The 20,753-nt window shown below is 66.3% G+C and carries 14 protein-coding genes; all 14 read right to left on the reverse strand.

Going from position 1 to position 20,753, the window contains the following annotated elements; translation table 11 throughout:
• Positions 1–214: 214 nt before the first annotated feature.
• Positions 215–2,050: a translational GTPase TypA gene (gene typA, locus HH212_RS02530; protein ID WP_169433946.1), complete on the reverse strand. Its 1,836-nt coding sequence runs from the start codon at positions 2,048–2,050 to the stop codon at positions 215–217.
• Positions 2,051–2,309: 259 nt separating this feature from the next.
• Complete coding sequence (gene truB, locus HH212_RS02535) at positions 2,310–3,236, reverse strand: tRNA pseudouridine(55) synthase TruB (RefSeq protein WP_169433947.1); 927 nt, start codon at positions 3,234–3,236, stop codon at positions 2,310–2,312.
• Positions 3,233–3,682: a 30S ribosome-binding factor RbfA gene (rbfA, locus tag HH212_RS02540; protein ID WP_169433948.1), complete on the reverse strand. Its 450-nt coding sequence runs from the start codon at positions 3,680–3,682 to the stop codon at positions 3,233–3,235. The genes truB and rbfA overlap by 4 nt, the downstream gene beginning before the upstream one ends.
• 106 nt (positions 3,683–3,788) lie before the next feature.
• A complete protein-coding gene (gene infB, locus HH212_RS02545; protein ID WP_169433949.1) occupies positions 3,789–6,689 on the reverse strand; it encodes a translation initiation factor IF-2 in 2,901 nt (966 codons plus the stop codon).
• Between the two features lie 97 nt (positions 6,690–6,786).
• The gene (gene nusA / locus HH212_RS02550; RefSeq protein ID WP_169433950.1) at positions 6,787–8,352 is read right to left on the reverse strand and encodes a transcription termination factor NusA; all 1,566 of its coding nucleotides are present in this window, start codon (positions 8,350–8,352) and stop codon (positions 6,787–6,789) included.
• Complete coding sequence (gene rimP / locus HH212_RS02555; protein ID WP_169433951.1) at positions 8,349–8,837, reverse strand: ribosome maturation factor RimP; 489 nt, start codon at positions 8,835–8,837, stop codon at positions 8,349–8,351. The genes nusA and rimP overlap by 4 nt, the downstream gene beginning before the upstream one ends.
• 461 nt (positions 8,838–9,298) lie before the next feature.
• Positions 9,299–11,581, reverse strand: a complete 2,283-nt coding sequence (gene rluB / locus HH212_RS02560) for a 23S rRNA pseudouridine(2605) synthase RluB (protein WP_170205221.1) — start codon at positions 11,579–11,581, stop codon at positions 9,299–9,301.
• Between the two features lie 36 nt (positions 11,582–11,617).
• On the reverse strand, positions 11,618–12,487 hold the full coding sequence (scpB, locus tag HH212_RS02565) for an SMC-Scp complex subunit ScpB (RefSeq protein ID WP_370663926.1): 870 nt from the start codon (positions 12,485–12,487) through the stop codon (positions 11,618–11,620).
• A 268-nt stretch (positions 12,488–12,755) separates the two neighbouring features.
• Positions 12,756–13,799 (reverse strand): glucokinase, encoded by a 1,044-nt coding sequence (locus HH212_RS02570; RefSeq protein WP_169433953.1) that lies wholly within the window; start codon positions 13,797–13,799, stop codon positions 12,756–12,758.
• A gap of 273 nt (positions 13,800–14,072) precedes the next feature.
• The gene (locus HH212_RS02575) at positions 14,073–15,023 is read right to left on the reverse strand and encodes a DedA family protein/thiosulfate sulfurtransferase GlpE (protein WP_169433954.1); all 951 of its coding nucleotides are present in this window, start codon (positions 15,021–15,023) and stop codon (positions 14,073–14,075) included.
• Positions 15,024–15,188: 165 nt separating this feature from the next.
• Positions 15,189–16,427, reverse strand: a complete 1,239-nt coding sequence (locus HH212_RS02580) for a Gfo/Idh/MocA family protein (protein ID WP_169433955.1) — start codon at positions 16,425–16,427, stop codon at positions 15,189–15,191.
• Between the two features lie 328 nt (positions 16,428–16,755).
• Positions 16,756–18,435, reverse strand: a complete 1,680-nt coding sequence (locus tag HH212_RS02585; RefSeq protein ID WP_170205222.1) for an ABC transporter ATP-binding protein — start codon at positions 18,433–18,435, stop codon at positions 16,756–16,758.
• 67 nt (positions 18,436–18,502) lie between these two features.
• Entirely contained in the window at positions 18,503–19,531 is a 1,029-nt protein-coding gene (locus HH212_RS02590) for an ABC transporter permease (RefSeq protein ID WP_170205223.1), read from the reverse strand.
• A 16-nt stretch (positions 19,532–19,547) separates the two neighbouring features.
• Positions 19,548–20,486 (reverse strand): ABC transporter permease, encoded by a 939-nt coding sequence (locus tag HH212_RS02595; RefSeq protein WP_169433956.1) that lies wholly within the window; start codon positions 20,484–20,486, stop codon positions 19,548–19,550.
• Positions 20,487–20,753 lie beyond the last annotated feature (267 nt).

Genomic DNA, 20,753 nt, shown 5'->3' on the forward strand with positions numbered 1-20,753 from the left:
TATCTTGGACAGTAGTGCGCGCAGGCGGGGACCCATACCGAGCATTAGGAGTCGTTACGCCGGAAATGCGCGGGTGTGTCCGAGCACGTGTTTTTGGTGACGTGGCATGGGTCCCCGCCAAGGGGGCCGCCAAGGCCGGGGACGACGGCGCCCGAACCGGCACCCATAAAAAAACCCGCTGCAAGCAGCGGGTTTTCCATTACCTCGACAACGCTTACGCGCCTTCGCGGCTGGCCTTCTTGCGCTCGTGCTCCTTCAGGAAGCGCTTGCGCAGGCGGATGCTCTTCGGGGTGATCTCGACCAGCTCGTCGTCTTCGATGAACTCGACGGCGTATTCCAGCGACATCTGGATCGGCGGCACCAGGCGCACCGCTTCGTCGGTACCCGACGAACGCACGTTGGTCAGCTGCTTGCCCTTGATCGGGTTCACGACCAGGTCGTTATCGCGCGAGTGGATGCCGATGATCATGCCTTCGTACACCGGGGTGTTGTGCTCGACGAACATGCGGCCGCGGTCCTGCAGCTTCCAGATCGCGTAGGCCACGGCGGCGCCATCGTCCTGCGAGATCAGCACGCCGTTGCGGCGGCCGGCCAGTTCGCCCTTGCTGTTGTCTACCGCTGCGTATTCGTGGAACACGTGGCTCATCAGGCCGGTGCCGCGGGTCAGGGTCATGAATTCGCCCTGGAAGCCGATCAGGCCGCGTGCCGGGATCAGGTACTCGAGGCGCACGCGGCCCTTGCCGTCGGATTCCATGTTCTGCAGGTCGCCGCGGCGGCGGCCCAGCTCTTCCATCACGCCGCCCTGGTTGACTTCCTCGACGTCGACGGTCAGGTTCTCGAACGGTTCCTGGCGCACGCCGTCGACCATCTTGTACACCACGCGCGGACGCGACACGGCCAGCTCGAAGCCTTCGCGGCGCATGTTTTCCAGCAGGATGGTCAGGTGCAGTTCGCCGCGGCCCGAGACTTCGAACGTGGTGTCGTCGTCGGTCGGCAGCACGCGCAGCGCCACGTTGGCCTTCAGTTCACGCTCGAGACGCTCGCGCAGCTGGCGGCTGGTGACGAACTTGCCTTCGCGGCCGGCCAGCGGCGAGTTGTTGACCATGAAGTTCATGGTCAGGGTCGGCTCGTCGACGGTCAGCATCGGCAGCGCTTCCGGGGTGTCCGGCGCGCACACGGTCGAGCCGATGCCGATTTCTTCGATACCGTTGATCAGGCAAATGTCGCCGGCGACGGCTTCGTCGACCAGCACGCGCTCCAGGCCCTTGAAGTTCAGCACCTGGTTGATGCGGCCCTTGATCGGGGTACTGTCAGGGCCGTTCATGACGATCACGTCTTGGCCGGTCTTGACGCGGCCGCGGTTGACGCGGCCGATGCCGATCTTGCCGACGTACGACGAGTAGTCCAGCGAGGTGATCTGCATCTGCAGCGGGCCGTCCGGATTGTCGTCGCGCACCGGCACGTATTTCAGGATGGCGTCGAACAGCGGCTTCATGTCGCCGCCGCGCACGCTCTCGTCCATGCCGGCGTAGCCGTTCAGGCCCGAGGCGTAGACGATCGGGAAGTCCAGCTGTTCGTCGGTCGCGCCCAGCTTGTCGAACAGTTCGAAGGTCTGGTTGATCGCCCAGTCGGCGCGCGCGCCCGGACGGTCGATCTTGTTGACGACGACGATCGGCTTCAGGCCCAGGGCCAGCGCCTTGCGGGTCACGAAGCGGGTCTGCGGCATCGGGCCTTCCTGGGCGTCGACCAGCAGCAGTACCGAGTCGACCATCGACAGCACGCGCTCGACTTCGCCGCCGAAGTCGGCGTGGCCGGGGGTGTCGACGATGTTGATGTGGGTGCCTTCGTACTCGACCGCGCAGTTCTTCGACAGGATGGTAATGCCGCGTTCCTTTTCCAGGTCGTTCGAGTCCATCACGCGGGTGTCGACCGCCTGGTTTTCACGGAAGGTGCCCGACTGGCGCAGCAGCTGGTCGACCAGGGTGGTCTTGCCGTGGTCGACGTGGGCGATGATTGCGATATTACGAATCGCGCGTTTGGTGTTTGACATGTGTGTTATTTCGACAGGATATGGCGTGATGGTCGGATGAACCCGCGTCTTCCGCTCGGACAGCCGATGATGGAAACCGAATAGTATAGCACGTCTGCGCCTGGACGCTGCATGCGGAGGAGTGGAAAAACCTTGGAATTTCAACGGTTTGCCGAGAATCCGACGATTTCCCGGCAGGCCACGGCCGGCATGGCCGCGCAAGGTGACAGGGCGATGGCGGGCGCTGGCGGCTCATCCGCGCCAACGCCCGGGCCGCATCTCAATCCTGCGGCCGCGCGATCAGGCGCTCGGGCGCCAGCACGCCGTATTCCTGCAGGATCGCGCTGCCCAGGAGCTTGCCCCCGAAGTACACGCGCACCCTGCCCTGCTGCTCGGGCAGCGTCACCGGCTCGCGGTTCAGGGCCAGGCGCTGGCCGTTGAGGAAGCGCTTGGCGAGTTCCGCCGTCAGCTCGACCGCCGGAAAGCTCGACAGCAGCGCATCGACCGGCGCCAGCAGCGCCAGCGGATCGGCGTGCGCCTGCAAGTCTTCCAGCGTCACCATGCCGGCCACCGTCAAGGCGCCGACCTGCACCCGGCGCAGCGCGTTCAGGTGCGCGCCGCAGCCCAGGAATTTGCCGATGTCCTCGCCCAGCACGCGCACGTAGGTGCCCTTGCTGCAGGTGACGCGGATGGTCAGCATCGGCGCTTCGTAGCCCAGCATCTCGAGCGCGTGGATGGTCACCGGGCGCGCCTCGCGCTCCAGCACGATGCCTTCGCGCGCGTATTCGTACAGCGCCTTGCCGTCGCGCTTCAGGGCCGAGTACATCGGCGGCACCTGCAGGATCGGGCCGCGCAGGCTGGCGAGCGCGGCCTCGATGCGCTCGAGCGTGACGCCGTCGACCGGACGCGTCTCGACCGCTTCGCCCTCGGTGTCGCCGGTGGTGGTGGTCACGCCCAGGCGCACTTCGGCCAGGTAGGTCTTGTCCGCTTCCAGCAGGTCCTGCGAGAACTTGGTGGCCTCGCCGAAGCACAACGGCAGCAGGCCGGTGGCGAACGGATCCAGGGTGCCGGTGTGGCCGGCCTTTTTGGCGTTGAGCACGCGCTTGGCCTTGATCAGCGCATCGTTCGAGGACAGGCCGACCGGCTTGTCGATCAGCAGCACGCCGTCGACCAGGTCGCGCGGCTTTTTCGGGGGACGCGCGTTCACTCGTTGTCCGCGGCCTTGTCGGCGCCCGTTTCCGCGCCTGCTTCTCGCCCTTCATCGGCGCCGGCGTCGAAGTCGGCGGCGCGGGTGGCGTTGGCCTGGTCGATCAGGGCCGACATTTCCAGGCCGCGGCGGGTCGAGGTGTCGTGCACGAAGTGCAGCGACGGCAGTGTGTGGATGTGCAGGCGCTTGCCGAGCTGGTTGCGCAGGTAGCCGGACGCCTTGTTCAAGCCTTCCAGGGTCTGCTTGACCTCGTCCGGGCTGTCCTTGAGCAGCGTGAAATAGATCTTCGCGTGCGCGTAATCCGGGGTCAGCTGCACTTCGGCGATGGTGACCATGCCCACGCGCGGGTCCTTGAGTTCGAACGCGATCAGTTCCGACAGGTCCTTCTGGATCTGGTCGGCGACGCGCAGGCCGCGCGACGGGATGCTTTTGCTATGTTTTGCCATGATGTTCTACTACGTGTGTTTTTATTCTTGTCAAAAAAAATGGGGTCAGGCGCCCCGCGCCGCACGGCGCGAGCCTCCCGACCCCACATGGTAACGCAAGCCGTACTTACAGCGAACGTGCCACTTCCTGGACTTCGAACACTTCGAGGACGTCCCCGACCTCGATTTCGTTGTTGCCCTTCAGCGACAGGCCGCACTCCAGGCCGGCGCGCACTTCCTTCGCATCGTCCTTGAAACGCTTGAGCGAATCGATCTCGCCGGTCCAGACCACGATGTTGTTGCGCAGCAGGCGGACCGACGAGGTACGCTTGACCACGCCATCGGTGACCAGGCAGCCAGCGATCGCGCCGACCTTCGACACCAGGATGACCTGGCGGATTTCCACCTGGCCGGTGACGGTCTCGCGCTTCTCCGGCGCCAGCATGCCCGACAGCGCCGTCTTGATCTCGTCGATCGCATCGTAAATGATGCTGTAGTAACGGATGTCGACACCGTTGGCCTCGGCCACCTTGCGCGCCTGGGCGTCGGCACGGGCGTTGAAGCCGATGATGACTGCCTTCGACGCGGTCGCCAGGTTGACGTCCGACTCGGTGATGCCGCCGACCGCCGCGTGCACGATCTGCACCCGCACTTCCGAGGTCGACAGTTTCTGCAGCGAGCCGACCAGCGCTTCCTGCGAACCCTGCACGTCGGTCTTGACGATCAGCGGCAGGTTCTTGACTTCGCCTTCGGCCATCTGGTCGAACATGTTCTCCAGCTTGGCGGCCTGCTGCTTGGCCAGCTTCACGTCGCGGAACTTACCCTGACGGAACAGGGCGATCTCGCGCGCCTTGCGCTCGTCCGCCATCACCATCGCTTCTTCGCCGGCACTCGGCACTTCGGTCAGGCCCTGGATCTCGACCGGGATCGACGGACCGGCTTCGGTCACCGACTTGCCGTTCTCGTCCAGCATCGCACGGACGCGGCCGAACGAGGAACCGGCCAGCACCACGTCGCCGCGGCGCAGCGTACCCGACTGCACCAGGATGGTGGCGACCGGACCGCGGCCCTTGTCCAGGCGTGCCTCGACCACCAGGCCGCGCGCCGGCGCTTCGACCGGCGCCTTCAGTTCCAGCACTTCGGCTTGCAGCAGCACGTTTTCCAGCAGGTCGTCGATGCCCTGGCCGGTCTTGGCCGACACCGGGACGAACGGCGACTCGCCGCCGTATTCTTCCGGCACCACGCCTTCGGCGACCAGTTCCTGCGTCACGCGGTCGGTATTCGCGCCCGGCTTGTCGATCTTGTTGATCGCCACGACCAGCGGCACGCCAGCGGCTTTCGCGTGGGCGATCGCCTCTTTCGTCTGCGGCATCACGCCGTCGTCGGCCGCCACTACCAGGATGACGATGTCGGTCGCCTTGGCGCCGCGGGCACGCATGGCGGTGAACGCCTCGTGGCCCGGGGTGTCCAGGAAGGTGACCATGCCGCGCGGGGTGTCCACGTGGTAGGCACCGATGTGCTGGGTAATGCCGCCGGCTTCGCCCGCGGCGACCTTGGCGCGGCGGATGTAGTCCAGCAGCGAGGTTTTACCATGGTCGACGTGGCCCATCACGGTCACCACCGGGGCGCGCGAGGTCGACTCGAACTCGGCGTGCTCGCCCTGGTCGGCCAGCAGCGCTTCCGGATCGTCCTCGGCGGCGGCGAAGGCCTTGTGGCCCATCTCTTCCACCACGATCATCGCGGTTTCCTGGTCCAGCACCTGGTTGATGGTGCACATCTGGCCCAGCTTCATCAGCTGCTTGATGACTTCCGACGCCTTGACGGACATCTTGTGCGCCAGTTCGGCCACGGTAATCGTTTCCGGCACGTGGACGTCCTTGACGATCGCCTCGGTCGGCGCCTGGAAGTTCGATTCGCGCTCGTCGTGGCCGCCACGGCGTCCGCCGCGTCCGCCGCCCGCGCGCCAGCCGTCGCGGCCGCCGCTCGGCGCCGCGTTGCCGCGGCCCTTCATGCCGCCGCCCGGCGCGCCGCGCTTCTTGTCGTCCGACCAGGTCGAGGCCACGTTGGCCGACTTGATCGACTTCTTGTCGCCCGGCTTCGGACGCGCGCCGTTGCCGGTCGACTCGGCCGGCTTGGCGTCGGCCGCCTTCTTGTCGGCCGGCTTGTGCAGCGTGGCCGCTTCGGCCGGCTTCGGCTTGGCCACCGGCGCCGGTTCCGGCGCCTTGATCACGCGGCGCGGCTGCGCCATCATGGCCTTGATCTGCGCCACTTCGTCGGCCACGGCCTTGCGTGCGCGCTCGGTGGCGGCAGCGCGTTCGGCGGCTTCCTTGGCGGCGTCGTCGGCCTTGCGCTTGGCTTCCTCGGCGGCGACACGCTTGGCTTCGTCGGCGGCGGCCTGCTTGGCCTTGGCGGCGGCATCGGCCGCGGCGCTGGCCGCATCGGCGCCGGCAGCCGCGGCCTGGGCGGACGCACGCGCCTGCTCCTGCGCGGCGGCTTCGGCATCGCGGCGTGCGCGCTCCTCGGCTTCGCGCTTGGCCTGTTCCTCGGCGGCCTTGGCTTGCGCCGCCTTTTCCGATTCCAGCTTGGCCAGGCGTTCCTGCTTTTCGCGCAGTTCCGCTTCCTGACGCGCCAGCAGTTCCGACTGGCGGCGCGCTTCCTCGTCGCGGCGCGATTGCTCGGCGGCGTCGATCACCGGCGCCTGCGATGCTTTCGCGGTCACCAGGTCGTCGCGCTGCACGAAGGTGCGCTTCTTGCGAACCTCGACCTGGATCGTGCGCGACTTGCCGCTCGCGTCAGCCTGCTTGATCTCGGAGGTTTCCTTGCGGGTCACCGTGATCTTCTTCTTTTCGCCCTGGTCGGCGGCGCCGTGGGAGCGGCGCAGGTGGTTCAGCAGCTTATCCTTATCATCCTTGGACAAGGGATCTGACGCCGAACTTTTGTCGACGCCGGCAGAACGCAGCTGCGTCAGCAGCAAATCTGCAGGCATCTTCAGTTCGGTGGCAAATTGGGCTACGTTGTTACTCGCCATTCAGTCCTCTTTTCTATGTGTCGCGAGATGATAAAGAATTTTGCTTGCTTTAGAAAGCGCGAAAGACCGGTTGCGTTCGCTCCGGTCTCCGTGCTTCTCAGGCCTTGGCAGTTTCCGCCTGGCTCCAGGCTTTCGCCTGCAATGCCTTGGCCCGGTCGTCGTACTTGGCGTCGACCAGTTTCATCTCATCGTCGGTCACATCATTAAATTCGTTGGTGATCAGGTCGCGGGCGCGCTCGGTCGGCAGAGCCAGGATGGCGCTGAATTCGTCGTAGGCCAGTCCCGCAAATTGTTCCAGGGTCTTGATGCCGGCCAGACCCAGCTTGCCGGCGGTGGTGCGGTCCATCCCTTCCAGGTTGACCAGCGCCTCTTCCATGCCTTCCAGGCCTTCCTCGGAAGCGATCGCCTCGGTCACCAGCGCGTCACGGGCACGGGTGCGCAGTTCGTTGACGGTGTCTTCGTCGAACGATTCGATCTCCAGCATCTCCGAGATGGGCACGTAAGCGATTTCTTCAAGACTCGAGAAGCCCTCTTCCACCAGAATATCGGCCACTTCCTGGTCGACGTCCAGCTTTTGCATGAACAGCGTGCGCACGGCGGCGGTTTCCTGCTCGGCCTTGTTGGCGGACTCTTCGGCGGTCATGATGTTGATCTTCCAGCCGGTCAGGTCCGACGCCAGGCGCACGTTCTGGCCCGAACGGCCGATCGCGATCGCCAGGTTTTCCTCGTCCACCACCACGTCCATCGCATGCTTTTCTTCATCGACCATGATCGACGACACGTTGGCCGGGGCCAGCGCGCCGATCACGAACTGGGCCGGATCTTCCGACCACAGCACGATGTCCACGCGCTCGCCGCCCAGCTCGCCGGTCACGGCCTGCACGCGCGAACCGCGCATGCCGACGCAGGTGCCGATCGGGTCGATGCGCTTGTCGGCGGTGAACACCGCGATCTTGGCGCGCACGCCGGCATCGCGGGCAGCCGATTTGATTTGCAGCAGGCCCTGCTCGATCTCCGGGACTTCCAGCTCGAACAGCTTCATGATGAATTCCGGCGCGGTGCGCGACAGGATCACCTGCGGGCCGCGCATGTTGCGGTCGACGCGCAGGATGAAGGCGCGCACGCGGTCGCCGATGCGCAGGTTTTCCTTCGGGATCATCTGGTCGCGCGGCAGGCGCGCCTCGATCTTGCCCGATTCGACGATCGCATCGCCGCGCTCCATGCGCTTGATGGTGCCGGTAACCAGCGCGTCGCCGCGCTCCAGGAAGTCCTGCAGGATCTGCTCGCGCTCGGCGTCGCGCACGCGCTGCAGCACGACCTGCTTGGTGTCCTGGGCAAAACGGCGGCCGAACTCGACCGACTCGATCGGTTCTTCGATGTATTCGTCGACTTCGATGTCCGGAATCTGTTCCTTGGCTTCGAAATGCAGGATTTCCTGGTCGGGCAGCTGCAGGCCGGCTTCGTCCGGCACCACGTGCCAGCGGCGGAAGGTTTCGAATTCGCCGCTGTCGCGGTCGATGCTCACGCGGATGTCGACGTCGCCTTCGTAGCGTTTTTTCGTGGCCTGGGCCAGCGCGAACTCGAGGGCGCCGAAGACGACCTCCTTATCGACGTTTTTTTCGCGCGCCAGCGCATCAACCAATAATAAAATCTCGCGACTCATGCTTTGCGACTCCTAAAATCCACCTTCGGCACCAGACGTGCCTTATCCAATTCGGCCAGCGTAAATTCCAACAACGCCGCGCCATCCTTGCCTTCAAATTCCAACCCGATCTTGTCGCCTTCCGGCGCATGCAGGATGCCCGTGTAGGTCTTGCGGTTCGCGCTGCCGGGCATGGCCACGCGCAGCTTGACGGTGCACTCGCTGCCGGCGAAGCGTTCGAAGTCGGCCAGGGTGCGCACCGGACGGTCCAGTCCGGGCGACGACACTTCCAGGCGCTCGTAGTCGACGTTTTCGACCATCAGCACGTGCGACAACTGGTGGCTCACCGTGGCGCAATCCTCGACCGAGATCGGTCCCTTTTCGTCCGCCACCGCCGCCGGGAAGTCGATGAACACGCGCAGGATGCCTCGCTCGCCACGCTCGATCTCCACGAGTTCGTAGCCCAGTCCATCGACCGTCTTGGCAATCAAATCGAACAGCTGCACAACGCTTCTCCAATAGCGGTCCGATGCCGGACCCTTAAAACGATTCAACAAAAAAAAAATGGGCAACTGCCCATCTTCGATTCCCAATCACAGACAAGCAATTCACCGAAAAGACTGGGAAATGCTTGCAAGGGCACTTCGAAAAACCGTAGCGAGCGGCAGCAATTTCGCCCGGGAAGCACGGCTGTACGAGCAGTACAGCGAGCATCGCAAGGCGTCAGTGCAACGCGCAGCAGGTTTTTCGAAGTGCCCTTGATTAGGACATGAATTATAACCCGATACGGGAATCGTCGCAATCGACAGGAATACAAAAATGGACTTGCATGCAACACTTCAGCCATGAAGCATGAAGCCATTCCGGCACCTGCATCGATGCGCGACTCCCGTACGGGCGGGAGCCGGAGCGGCGCGGCCGGCACTGCGCAAGCCGCGCTGTCGGCGCCCGCGCCGGCCTGCGCGAGTTACCCGCGCCGGCCGCGGCGCGGCATGCCGCTGTCGCTCACGCGCGGCCCCTGCGGACGGCGGTTCTGGCCGGCGCCGGCAAAGCCGAACGTGGTCTGCAGCGGATCCGGCTGGCGTGGCCCCTTGCTGCCGCCATTGCCCCCGCCGCCGCCGCTGCGGCCCTGGCCGCCGTAGCCGCCGCCGTTACCCGGCCGGCTGCTGCGCCCCTGGCCGCCGCCGAAGCCGCCGCCCTGGTGGCTGCCGCCCTGGCCGCGGCCGCCCTGCGGCGCCGCGCCGGCGCGCGCCACCGGCGGACCGAACGGATCGGCATTGCGGTTGGCGTCGGCGCGGTCGATGCGGTTGCCGTTGGCGCGGTTGGCGTCGCCCGCCGCGCGCTCCCTGCTCCCCTGGCCCTGCCCCTGGGCCTTGCCGCCGCCGGACGCGGCGCCGCCCTTCTTCTCGATGCCGAAGGCGCCCATGAAGTTGCGCACGTCGTTTTCTTCCAGTTCTTCCCAGCGGCCGCGCTTCAGGCCGGACGGCAGCGTCATCGCGCCGTAGCGGGTGCGGATCAGGCGCGACACGGTCAGGCCGACCGCCTCGAACATGCGGCGCACCTCGCGGTTGCGGCCCTCGCCGATCACCACGCGGTACCAGCGGTTGACGCCTTCGCCGCCGCCGTCGGCGATCTTGGTGAAGTTCGCCAGTCCGTCTTCCAGCTCCACGCCGGCCAGCAGCTTCTGGCGCATGCCTTCTTCCAGCTCGCCCAGGGTGCGCACCGCGTATTCGCGGTCGATGTTGTAGCGCGGGTGCATCAGGCGGTTGGCCAGGTCACCCGAGTTGGTGAACAGCAGCAGGCCTTCGGTATTGAAGTCGAGGCGGCCCACCGCCAGCCACTTGCCGGTCTTCATGGTCGGCAGGCGGTCGAACACCGACGGACGGCCTTCCGGATCGTCCGCGCTGACGATCTCGCCGGCCGGCTTGTGGTACACCAGCACGCGTGGCGGCTTGTTGTTGTTGACGCGGCGTTGCAGCAGCTTGCCGTTGATGCGCACGGCGTCGGTCGGCAGGATGCGCTGGCCGATGTGGGCCGGCTCGCCGTTCACCGACACGCGGCCGGCGACGATGAGTTCTTCCATGTCGCGGCGCGACCCCAGGCCGGCTTCCGCCAGCACCTTGTGCAGCTTCGGCGCGTCGTCGTCGGCAGTCAGGTCGCGGCGCGCCTTGGACGCTTGCGCCTGGCCGCGGCCGCCTTCGTTGGCGTCGAACGCGTCCGAGGTGACGAACGAGAACACGGCGTCGGCATCGCTGCCCTTGGCACCCTTGGCGCCCTTGGTACCTTTGGCGTTGGCGCCCTGGCCGGCCTGCTTGCCATCCTGTTGACGGTTCGGCTTGGCGCCCTGCTTGCCGGCCTGCTGCTTGCCTTGCTGGCCCGGCTGGCCGCCCTGCACCGGCTGGCCGTCCTGCGCCTGCTGGCCGCGCTGCCCCTTCTGGGACTGCTGGCCGCGCTGCCCTTTTTGCTCCTTCTGATCCCTCTGTTGCTTGCCGGCACGCGCTTCGCGGCGCGGCGCGGCGGCGCTGCCGGCTTCTACAGGAGCGGCATCGGCGTCGGCCGGCTGGGCGGCAACCGTTTCGACAGCGGACGCATCCTGTTCCTGCTGGGCGCGCTCGTCGCGCTGGCGCAGCTGGCGTTCTTCACGCTGCTGGCGCATCTGGCGTGGGCCGCGCGGCTTGCGCTGTCCCGCTTCCTGGCGCACGGCGCCGGCTTGCGCCTCTTCCTGCGCGGCGGCCGCTGCAGCGTCGCCGGCCTGGGTGCTCACCTCGACATCCACCTTGACCTGCTTGCCGGACAGCGGCTTGCGCTCGGACCTGGCCGCAGCCTTGGCCGGCGCTTCGCGCTTGACGGCAGCCTGCACGGCGATCTCCGGCTGGAAGTCGGACAGCGGCGCCACCGGCTGGGCCACGGCAACCGGCGCGGCCTGCTCGGCGGCGGCCTGCTCGGCGGCCACCTTTTTGGCGCGCGGCTTGCGCGCCGGCGCCGGGGCGGCATCGTCTTGCACCGGCGCAGCGGCTGCCGGCACGGCAGTGGCTGCATCGGCGGCCGCATCCTTGGCGGCAGCCGGCTTGCGGGTGCGCTTCGGCTTGGCCGAGGTTTCCGGCTGGGCCGCACTCGGCTGGGTAGTATCGGCAGCGCCGGCATTGGCGGCGTCGGCCGCGATCTGCGCCTTGGTGCGGCGCTTCGGCTTGGCGGCCGCCTCCAGCCCCGCGTCGGCAGGGATCGTCTCGTGAGTGTCAGTTGGATTCATCATTCGTTTCTTGGTTTTGCTGACCTGGCGCGACAATCAACCGTTGGATGCGGGCGCAGGGTCGTGAATCGGGACTTCAACGGGTGAAGTATCGTCAAATTGTTGCTGCAGGGCCGCTTCCAGCGCGGCCAGGCTGCGTCCGGCGCCGATGTCGGCCACCTGCTGCAGGGGCGGCAGCTGCGACAGCGCGGCCAGTCCCAGGTCGTCGAGAAATTGCTTGGTCGTGCCCAGCAAGGCCGGGCGCCCCGGCACTTCGCGGTAGCCGACCACGTCTATCCAGCCGCGGTCTTCCAGCATCTTGACCGTCTGCGAATTCACGGCCACGCCGCGGATCTCCTCGATATCGCCGCGCGTGACCGGCTGGCGGTAGGCGATGATCGCCAGCGTTTCCAGCGTGGCGCGCGAATACTTCGGCGGCTTTTCCGGCGCGATGCGGTCCAGGTAGGGCTTCATTTCCGGACGGCTCTGGAAGCGCCAGCCGGACGCCAGGCTGACGATCTCGATGCCGCGCCCCTGCCAGTCCTGGCGCAATTCTTCCAGCAGGCGCTTGATGATGTCGCTGCCCAGGCCGGCGCCGGCGTCGTCGGCGAACAACTTCTTCATGCCGTGCAGCGTCATCGGCTCGCGCGCGCACAACAAGGCAGTCTCGAGCACCTTCTTGGCCTCATCAGTGTTCATAACGATGTCGTCAGCGGATGTTGCAACTGGAATGCAAAGAAAAATGTCAACACAAACTGCCGCGACACCGCCCGCGACCATTGCAGCGCCACGCGACCGGTGCGGTCCGTGCTGCACAGCCAACGGGAGACCATCGTCGAAGCAGGGTTCCGTGGCCATGCCGCGGCGAAAGTGCCCCGCGAGTTGCGGTACGGCCGCCGGACGGCGGGGCCGGACCCGGCAAACCATCGGGCGCAACGACAGCAGGCGTGACTGCAACGGGCGGAATTTCCGCGGCGGACTGTCGCCCTGCCACGTGGCAGCCCACCTCGGTGGACTGCAATCTGTTGATTTTCAAGAGAAACGGCACTGCCGGCACGATCGGAAGACAGGGCTTCGGGCGTGTGCGCGGAACGTGTGAACGACAGCGAACGACATCGTCTCTTCCAACTGGAAGCCATTGTAACCGATAAAACCGCGAAACGGACAATGCGACATCGCCGTGCAACCGCCGCTGCTACCTGGCCAGCCGCTCCGCCAGGATCGCCGACACGCCCAGGAAGGCCGGGTACCGGGCAGTGATGACATAGGTCGGCACCTGCGCCAGGTAAGCGCCGAAACGGCCCTTCCGCTCGAAACGCTGGCGGAACGGCGAACGCGCGAAGCGCTCGCCCAGGCGCGGCACGATGCCGCCGCCGATGTACACGCCGCCCTGGGCGCCCAGGGTGATCGCCAGGTTGCCGGCCACGGTGCCCAGCATGCCGCAGAAGACGTCGATCACGCGGTCGCACAGCTTGCATTCGCCGCTCAGGCCCTGGCGCGAAATCTCCGGCGCTCCCAGCGGCTCGGCGTCCTGTCCCAGGTGATGGGCCAGCGCACGGTAGATGAGTTCGACGCCGGCGCCGGACAGCAGGCGCTCGGCCGACACGTGCTCGAATTCGCGCCAGGCATATTGCAGGATCGCGACTTCGGTTTCATCGGCCGGCGAAAAGCTCACGTGCCCCCCTTCGCTGCGCAACGCGGTCCAGTGGCCCGCGCCGGTCGCACCCTGCTCCGCCGGGATCAGGCCGGAAACGCCCAGGCCGGTGCCGGCGCCGACCAGGCCGATCGGCGCGCCCAGGCACGGCGCGCCGCCGCCGACCTGCCATTTGTCGCCATCCGCCAGGTGCGGCAGCGACATCGCCAGCGCCGAAAAATCGTTGACCACGATGAAGGACTCGAAGCCGAGCTCGGCGCCCAGCGCCGCGATCGAGAATTCCCAGTGGTGATTGGTCATGCGCACCATGTCGCCCAGCACCGGATTGGCGATGGCGACGGCGGCATGGCGCACCGTGCCGCAGGCGGCGGCGCGCACGGTATCGCCATCCAGGTAGGCGCGCACGGCGTGGCCGAGGGTGGCGTGTTCGGCGCAGGGCAGCACGTCGATCAGCTCGATCCGGCCCGGCCCCAGTTCCAGCGCGAAACGCGCATTGGTGCCGCCGATGTCGGCGAGCAAGCGCGGACTGTCGTACAAGCTGGCGGCGGATGGCTGGAAAGCGGTGGAAGCGGGCAATGCGTTCATGGCGGAAACAAGGAAGCGAATGGCCCAAGCTTAAGGATTTATTGGTTTTAGCGCAAGCTTTTATTGTAGTTTAGGTACAACCAACGACAATCCTCACCTGAATCCGTGAATATGTATGCTGGTTATCGAGTAGTCGAACTACCACCCTGTGTGACATATCAAACTCGCTCATCCAAGATACGGGGATGGTACATCGTGGATTTGCGTTGGCGCAAAGCGTGGCTAGGCAGTGGCATGCCTTGTACAGCAGGGCCGCAGCCGGCAGGATCGTGTTCAGCCGGCCTTCGAGACCAGCGTCACGTCGACGCCGCCGCAGGCGGCGTGCCAGGCATCCAGTCCGCCGTGCAGCGCGCGCGCCCGATGAAAACCGTTCTTGACGAACTGGCGCGCCACGCGTGCTGCCGTGATGTCGCTCGGGCAAGCGCAATACACCACGATGTGGCGCTCGCGGTCGAGCGTGGCCAGCAGGTACGCCCGGGTAGCGGCGTCATAGGCCAGCGCGCCCGGTATGCCCTCGCCCTCGAGTTGGCGCCCGGTGGCGCTGCGGGCATCGACGATCAGCGGATCGTGGCCGGCCTCCAGCATCGCCTTCAGCTCGTCGATGGTGACGCGCAGCACTTCGGCGGCGCCCAGGTTGCGCCGGCGCTCCACGTACTTGAGCACCACGAACAGCGCCAGCAGGCCGCCGACGATGCTCAGGGCGGTGCCGCCCAGCGACTGCAAGCGCGCGATCACCTCGTCGACGCTGTCGTGGAACCAGGCGCCCAATCCCATGCCGACGCCGCTCCACAGCAGCGCGCCGGCGGTCGACAGCCACAAGAACTGGGATGCCGTGACGCCCAGGGCGCCGGCCAGCGGCGGCGCCACGGTATTGAAGCCGGGGATGAACTTGGCCAGCACCAGCGACTTGGCGCCCCAGCGGCTGAAATTGTCTTCGGTCTGGCTGACGCAGGAGTCCGGCGACAGCGAGATCTTGCACAGCAGGCGCAGGATGCGCTTGCCGTAGTAGCTTCCGGCACGGAACCAGCAATAATCGCTGATCAGGCAGGCCAGCACGCTGGCCGCCAGGAACAAGGGCCAGTTGGCGCCCTCCTTCACCGCCAGCGCGCCCGCGATCACCAGCACCGGAAACGCCGGGATCGGCAGGCCGGCCTGCGCCAGCAGGACGGTGCCGAACACGAGCAAGGCGCCATGGACGTGTACGAGGTGGGAGAGCTGGACCATCCTGTCATGGTAGCGGAAAAGCTTCGCGCCCGTACGGCCGAGGCCGCCTTATGGCCGGGCATGCCGCGGCGAGCGCGGTATTTCCACAACACAACAACAGGCATGCGGACTTTGTGCTTGCGCGATCGTCGGCGAACCGGATGCCGTCGATGGGGATGGATGCGCTCAGCCCTGGTCCTGCGGCTCCGGCCCGCGCGTACGTCCCGGCGCCGCCAGCTTGACCGGCTTGCGCGTGCGCGCCGATTCGTAGATCGCTTCCATGATGCGCTGGTCCTGCAAGCCCTCCTCGCCCGGGGTGTGCACATCCTTGTTCTGCTGGATGCATTGGGCGAAGTGATCGAGTTCGGCGGCGAACTGGTTCCTGTCGTCGGCCTGGATCTCGCTGCCCTGCTCCTTGCCGTCGACCACGCGCGACACCTTCAGCTTGATGCCGTTGTAGGCGTAGGCCGGATTCATCTCGGCCCAGGCGTCCGAGCCGTTCAGGCGCAGCATCTGCGACTTGTGCGAGGCGTAGCTGGTGCTGCAGGTGGCCACGAAGCCGCTCGGGAAGCGCAGCACGAACTGGCAGGATTCCTCGACTTCGCGGAAGCGCGGATCGTTGGGCGACATCACCACGCTGCCCATCACCTCGTTCGGCTCCTCGCCGCTCAGGAAGCGCGCGGCATTGATGCAGTACAGGCCGACGTCCGGCAGCGGGCCGCCGCCGGCCAGCGCGCGCTTCAGCCGCCAGTGCTGCGGGTCGCCCATGTTCTGCGAATTCACCGAAATGAATTCCTTCAGCGTGCCCAGCTTCTTGTCGCGGATCATCTTGACCAGTTCGCGGTCGAGCGGCTCGTACTGGCTGCGGTAGGCGATCATCAGCTTGCGGCCGGCCTTGCGGCAGGCCTCGATCATCTGCTGGCATTCGGCCACGCTGTTGGCCATCGGCTTTTCGCACAGCACGTGCTTGCCGGCGCGGGCCGCGCGCACCGTGTACTCGGCGTGCATGCTGTTGGGCAGCGCGATGTACACCGCCTGCACCTGCGGCATCTGCGCCAGCTTGTCGTAGTCGCGGTAGTCGAGCACCGCGCTTTCCGGGATATCGTACTGGTGCGCCACCTTGAGCGCCTTGGCGCGGTCGCCGCTGACCAGCGCCACCACCTTCGCATGCTTGGATTGCGCGAACGCCGGCAGCATCTCGTTGACCGAGATCCGGCCCACGCCCACGATCGCCACGCCGACGCGCTCGCTCATCGGATCGCCCGGCGGCTCGGTCTTTTCCGGCTTCTCGGACTTGGCTTCGGTCGGCGGGAACGTGATGCGATCCTTCTCGCTGGCCGCGGCCTGCACGGCGGGCGCGGACAAGGCGGCAAGACTGGCGGCATAGCGCAGGAAATCGCGGCGTTGCGGCTGGCTCTGGTTCATGGAATATCCTTCGACGATGTAATAAAACCATCATCGCACGCGATCCTGAACATCAGCGCCAGCTTGACATACAGCAAACCGGGGTCAGAGCCCGATTTCGAGCAATTTCTTCAATTCGGGGTCAGAGCACAAATGCGGGCCTATTCAGGGTCAGAGCAAAAGCCACCGCATCCGCTGAAGGCAGCATTTCCCCTGTCGTATGCCGACGAAACAGGTTATTCGACGGCGTTGGCAAAGTGCTCTGACCCCGAATTTTGCCGCACTTGTGCTCTGACCCCGAATTGGGGAAATTGCCCAGATTCGGGCTCTGACCCCGGTTTGATGCCGGCTAAGCTTGCACTCCGCGCGGGATGGCGGCCAGGAGGGTTTTGGTGTACGGGTGCTGTGGGTTGCGGTACAGCTCGTCCGCGTCGGCCATTTCGACCACGCTACCGTGCTGCATCACCATCACGCGGTCGGAGATGTATTTCACGACCGACAGGTCGTGCGAGATGAAGATGTAGCTCATCTTGTACTCGTCCTGGAGGTCCTGCAGCAGGTTCAGTACCTGCGCCTGCACCGACACGTCCAGCGCCGACACCGATTCGTCGCACACCAGGATTTCCGGGCGCATCGTCAGGCAGCGCGCGATGGCGATGCGCTGGCGCTGGCCGCCGGAGAATTCGTGCGGGTAGCGCTCGAAGGCCTGCGGCGGCAGGCCGACCCGGTCCAGCAGCCGGCGCGCTTCGGCGATGCGTCCGGCGTCGTTGTTGCCGATGCGGTGGATGCGCATCGGCTCCAGCAGGATCTGGCCGACCGTGAAGCGCGGGTTCAGCGACGCGTACGGGTTCTGGAAGACGATCTGGATGCGCCGTTTATAGGCCCGGAACGCGCGCTCGTCCATGCCCAGCAGGTCGCGTCCGTCGAACAGCGCGCTGCCGCCGGTGGCGCGGTGCAGGCGCAGCAGGGTCAGGCCGACCGTGGTCTTGCCGGACCCGGATTCGCCGACCACGCCCAGCGTCTTGCCGCGCGCCAGCGTGAACGAGACATCCTTGACGGCCCGGAACTCGCGCTTGCCGAACAGCCCTTCGCGCACATAAAAACTCTTGGCCAGGTTGCGTACCACCAGCACCTCCTCGTCGCCCGGCGCATAGCCGCGCACCCGCTGCGGCATGGCGGCGCCGTCGACCACGCGCGCCTGCAGCACGTCCTCGATCACCGGCAGGCGCAGCGGACGCTTGTCCAGCCGGGGACGGCAAGCCAGCAGCGCGCGCGTGTAGGCGTCCTGCGGGTCGCCCAGCACGCGCGCGGCGGCGCCCTCCTCGCGCACCTCGCCGTGGCGCATCACGATCACGCGGTCGGCGATCTCCGCCACCAGGCCGAGGTCGTGGGTGATGAACAGCACCGCCATCCGGCGCTTCTTCTGCAGCCGCGCGATCAGCTCCATGATCTGCTTCTGGATGGTCACGTCCAGCGCCGTGGTCGGCTCGTCGGCGATCAGGAGCTTCGGCTCGCAGGCGATCGCCATCGCGATCATCACGCGCTGCTGCTGGCCGCCGGACAGCTGGCCCGGATAGGCGTCGATCTTGACGGCCGGGTCCGGAATGCCGACTTCCTCCAGCAGCGCCAGCGTACGCGCGCGCGCCCGGCGCCGGTCCATGCCCATGTGCCGGCCCAGCACCTCGCCGATCTGGAAGCCGACCGTGAACACCGGGTTCAGCGAGGACATCGGCTCCTGGAAGATCATCGCGATGTCCTTGCCGCACAGCGCGCGCCGTTCGGCCATCGGCAGGCCGAGCAGCTCGCGCCCGGCGAAACGGATCGAGGAAGCGGGATCGACGATCGCAGTCTCCGGCGGCAACAGGCCCATCACGGCCAGCGAACCGACCGACTTGCCGCTGCCGGACTCGCCCACCAGCGCCACGGTGGCGTTTTCCGGCACGCCGAAGGAGATGCCTTTGAGCGCTTCGAACGTGTGTTTCTTGTCCGTGCGAAACGCCACGCGCAGCCCGCGCACTTCCAGCAGCATGGCGCCTGCATGCCGGCTGTCGCGCTGGCCGCCGCGTGCGCCCGGTTCGGTATGGTCGTTCATGGCATCACTTCAGTTTCGGATCGAGCGCATCGCGCAATGCATCGGCAAACAGGGAAAACGCCGTCACCAGCAGCGCCATGGCGCCGGCGGCGGCGGCCAGCTGCCACCACTTACCCAGGATCAGTTCGTTCTGCGCCTCGTTCAGCATGCTGCCCCACGAGACCACCCCCACCGGCACGCCGAAGCCGAGGAACGACAGGATCACCTCGGCCTTGATGAAGCCGACCACCAGGATCGACACCTGCACCAGCGCCACGTGCGACACGTTCGGGAAGATGTGCACGAACATCTTGCGCCAGTCCGAGGCGCCGATGGCGTCGGCCGCCATCACGTATTCCCTCGCCTTGTGCTTGATGTACTCGGCGCGGATCAGGCGGTAGGGCCCGGTCCAGCCGGTCAGCCCCAGGATCAGCACGATGTTCAGCACGCCCTTGGTCTGCAGCACCGCGGCCACGGTCAAGATCATCAGGATCGACGGGATCGCGGTGAACACGTTGTAGAACCAGTTGAACAGGTCGTCCACCAGGCCGCCGTAGAAGCCGGACAGCGCGCCGAACAGCGTGCCCAGGCCGACCGCCACCAGCGCCGCCACCAGGCCCACCACGATCGAGGTCTGGCCGCCCTTGACGGTCTTCTTCAGCACGTCGTGCCCCCATTTGTCGGCGCCGAACGGCAGCGTGGCGGCCCTGGCCACGGGCGCGGCGGCGCCGCGGCGCAACTCGGCCTGCAACGCCTCGATGTCCGGTTGCAAAGGATCGAAGGCGTTCGGCGGCGCCGGCGGCTGCGGCCGCGCCAGCGCCGCCAGCGCCGGATCGGGACCGATGAAGCCCGGCGGCGCGTAATTCACGGCGACCTCGCGCTCCCAGTCGGCGGCGACCAGGCCGGCGGCGGACAGCAGCACCGACAGCAGGAACAGCCCCACCACCGCCAGCGACGCCATGGCGACGCGGTCGGCGCGCAGGCGGCGCCAGGCCAGCGTCCACAGGCCGGGCGACGTGGCCGGCGCCAGGCCGGACGCCGCCGCATAATTCATCGACACGACGCTCTCCTCATTTCAGCTGCACGCGCGGATCGACCGCCTGGTACAGCAGGTCGGCCAGCAGGTTGAACACCATGGTGGCCATGGCGACGTAGACCGTCACCGCCTTGATCACCGGAAAATCGCTGCGCTCGACCGCCAAGATCACCTCGCGTCCGATGCCGGGAATGCCGAAAAAGCGCTCCAGCAAAAAGGCGCCGATCAGCAGCGCCGGCAGGTTGGCCATCACGTAGGTGATGATCGGGATCGCGGCGTTGCGCAGCACGTGCACCCAGACGATGCGCCGTTCCGACAAGCCCTTGGCGCGCGCGGTGCGCACGTAGTCCTGGGCGACCTCGTCCAGCACGAAGCTGCGGAACAGGCGCAGCGTCGGCGCCACCGACACCGCCAGGCCGATCAGGATCGGCAGCGTGGCATAGCGCAGCAGGTTCTCGCTGAAACGTTCGCCCCAGCCCTGCACCGGGAACAGGCCCAGCTTGTAGGCCAGGCCGTACTGGAACACGATGATGTAGACCAGGATCGAGACCGACATGCCGGCCGTGCACGCCACCATCACCAGGCGGTCGGTGAGCGAGCCGCGCACGAAGGCGATGGCCAGCGCCAGTGCGATGCCGAGCACCGTCTCCAGCACGGTCAGCGGCACCAGCACCGTCAGCGACGGTCCCAGGCGGCTGGCAATGATGTGCGCCACCGGTTCGCCGGTGCTCCAGGCATTGCCGAAGTCGAAGGTCAGGATCTGGCGCGCGAAGATCGCCAGTTGCACGAACCAGGGCTGGTCCAGGCCGAGCTGGGCGCGGATGTTGGCGATGGCGCGCGCATCGGCCATCTTGCCGGCCAACAGGTACGAAGGATCGCCGCCGACCCAGTTGAACAGCACGAACACCAGCACGACCACGCCGGCCATGGTCGGCAGCATCTGCCACAGGCGCCGCAGGAGGTAAGGGAGCATCGAGATTCCTGGTGAGTCGAATCCGGGACTATAGAACAGATTCGGCTTTCTGCATCGCAAAAATGCGTTTGCGGTCCTGGACCGGGACTGTTTTCTATCTGTTGTAATCACGCAATAACCTAGGGCTATTGTATTGACATGAATCATGAACAGATGGTTTGATGAGCCCGCCGAGAGAAAATTTTGCGCCCCTCAGCAAATCGAGAGAGACAGCGTTTTCGTATTGGCTTATCGGGCATATGCATGCTTGAAACGGCGACGAAAATG

Origin of the sequence: Massilia forsythiae (genome assembly GCF_012849555.1) — a bacterium.
GTDB classification, from domain to species: Bacteria; Pseudomonadota; Gammaproteobacteria; order Burkholderiales; family Burkholderiaceae_D; genus Telluria; species Telluria forsythiae.